Genomic DNA, 1,758 nt, shown 5'->3' on the forward strand with positions numbered 1-1,758 from the left:
AGTGTATTTTTCGGTATTGTACGCCACTCCTTTAGTTTTGGGATCGAATAAAATGGATTGCCCAATATTATGCTCATAATATTCCTTAATAAAATACAATTGCCCATTTCTAATCTCATAAGGATACGCATCTGAAATTTGCATATCAAAGGTCTTGTTCTCAGGATCATTTGCTACAATTAGACCTTCACTATGAAAAGACATTCCCCAATCAATCGCTACATTTTGAACTTTAATATTCTCTGAATTTTCAATAGAAAAAGGGATAATAATTCCGTGAAATATAAAGGTTGAACCCTGACCATCAATCGTCAAATTCTTCATATTGAAAATAGGAAAAGCTGTTTTAGCCAAACCATTATTATGATTGGATACCTGAGCATAAATCTCCAATCCTTTATCGGGATAAAAATGGTACGTTCCCTTTTCGAATTTCATTTCAGTAACCGTTTTAGCGTCAGTTTGCATAAATTGTGCTAAGACAGCAGGAGTAGCATCAGCTGCAATACTAGTATCGAAATAAATTGAATTTCCTTTCCTTGTTTGGCTTGTGCCAATAAAAAAAAATGTCAATACAAAAAGAAAAAGGAAGAGAATGTTCCACTTTGAGTTTCTATGAATCATGAATTTTGTGTATTAAAATTTAGATTGTAAAGATTTTTCATCCTTACCTAAAAAGTGTGTTTGACAGTAATATTTATGTATTCCCACGTACAAAATAGTATTTCTATCTAAAAAAAGAACTAATAAACACATATATTGCAAGGATAAGCCCTTTTATTAAAGGTCTAAAAAGATTAAAGTCTGTCGCTATTTTTTGTTTTGAAGCTTTCTAAAATTTTCGTTTGTTCCGTTGAAACTGATTTATTATTCAAAAACCAATAAGCCGAACGCGCCATCAAAAACTGAGAATGTTCCAATAATTTAATAGCCTCCGTTTTAGTATATTCAGATAAAGGCTTTTGCTTTTCCAATAATCGAAGGAGTAATTGCAATTCTTGAAAGGAAGCAACAATACTTAATTGCTTACTACACCACTCTAAATGGTCAGCTGAACTAAAGGTCGTAAATTGCTGTAAAGACCCCAACAGAATAACACGATACGACACATCCGATTCTTTATACAATTGCTGAACGGCCAAAAAATAAACAGCTGGCGGTGCTTTCTCTATATACTCTAATAAAGGTCGAATTAATGATGGGCTATTGCCAATTTCTTTTAGCACCACAGTCACTACTTCATTTTCATAGGCTTTACGGTCAATAAATTCGGAGATAATAAAACGGCGATTTTTTTCGCTTTCATTAGATAAAGATTGGGTTAATTCAGCTGTAGTCAACTCTGAAGCGGTTATTTTCCGAATGACTTCAAAAACACCACCATTTGCCCAATGCCATAACGTGCAACTTGTCCAAGCAGCTCCTTCAACTACTGAATTCACATCAACTCCTGAAGTCGCACCCGAAATAGCATCTACATCAACCAATGCTTCGCTCCCATGATCGGACAAATGCGATTGATTTTTATAATAATCTTTCAGCGTTGATTGTTTATCAGCTAAGATTCTGTCTAGCTTTTTATAATCGGCATCGGTAAACGGAATTCCATCTGTTTTTTCCAAAGTAACTCCAGAAGCCAATTCATACCGATTGTAAAACCCAAATCGGTCCCAAAAAAGACGCACCTTAACCACTTTACATTTATGGTCCAAACAAATCACCGATTGGACATCCATATAATATTGAAAAGCCTTGCCA

General features: G+C 34.5%; 1 protein-coding gene and 1 pseudogene. Both read right to left on the reverse strand.

Annotated elements, in window-relative coordinates; genetic code table 11:
- A pseudogene (locus WBQ70_RS07370) lies at window positions 1–624 on the reverse strand (right-handed parallel beta-helix repeat-containing protein); the annotation flags it as partial.
- A gap of 173 nt (window positions 625–797) precedes the next feature.
- Window positions 798–1,758: hypothetical protein (locus WBQ70_RS07375; protein ID WP_423912365.1), on the reverse strand; the 961-nt coding region annotated here is incomplete at its 5' end.

The sequence above is a fragment of the Flavobacterium sp. genome, assembly GCF_049590715.1.
In the GTDB taxonomy this organism is placed as follows: domain Bacteria; phylum Bacteroidota; class Bacteroidia; order Flavobacteriales; family Flavobacteriaceae; genus Flavobacterium.